At 53.6% G+C, this 562-nt stretch carries 1 protein-coding gene; it reads right to left on the bottom strand.

What is annotated here, in order from left to right; translation table 11 throughout:
• Positions 1–105 precede the first annotated feature (105 nt).
• Complete coding sequence (locus HU811_RS27145; protein ID WP_186659211.1) at positions 106–339, bottom strand: hypothetical protein; 234 nt, start codon at positions 337–339, stop codon at positions 106–108.
• Positions 340–562: the final 223 nt, after the last annotated feature.

Genomic DNA, 562 nt, shown 5'->3' with positions numbered 1-562 from the left:
AAGCGGGAGCAAGCTCCCTCGCCACGGGTTAGATAAGCTGGAGCAGTTAATACCCTCCTCCCCGATTACGATCAATCGAGTTGGAGGGTTTTTTATGCTTCAACTCTACGTCTGGCTATCGCCATCGTCGGCATCGGGATCATCGATCGACGAGTCGTCATTGTCCTGATCGCCGGGCGTCTGTTCCTCGTTCGCGGCAAGCATCAACTCGCCCTGCGCCACCTGCCCGTACGCCGCTTGTTTTTCATGCTCATCGCATTCGGCCCAGGCCGCTGACGAACCGAGAGACAGCAACACTAAAACCTTCAGCAAAATCATCGCGCGTAGAAATGTGTTCATAGCCGATTCCTTTTTTCTCTGGTTAAAGCCCAAGCCTGACTGCGTTCAAGAAACGCTGCTTCCGAACGGTCGGTTCCTCAGATAAGACGCCTATGCACAGGGAGAAATGCCATCCGGACACAGATTGCTTTCGAATAAGCTTTATCCCGAACGGTTATGAAGTGAAACCGCTTTTAGCCCAACCCAGCGACCTAATGTGGGAGCGAGCCTGCTCGCGATGACG

This window comes from Pseudomonas tehranensis, assembly GCF_014268615.1.
Lineage (GTDB): Bacteria > Pseudomonadota > Gammaproteobacteria > Pseudomonadales > Pseudomonadaceae > Aquipseudomonas > Aquipseudomonas tehranensis.
Note: the sequence above shows the minus strand (reverse complement) of the source record. Positions and strands in the feature narration are given on the sequence as shown.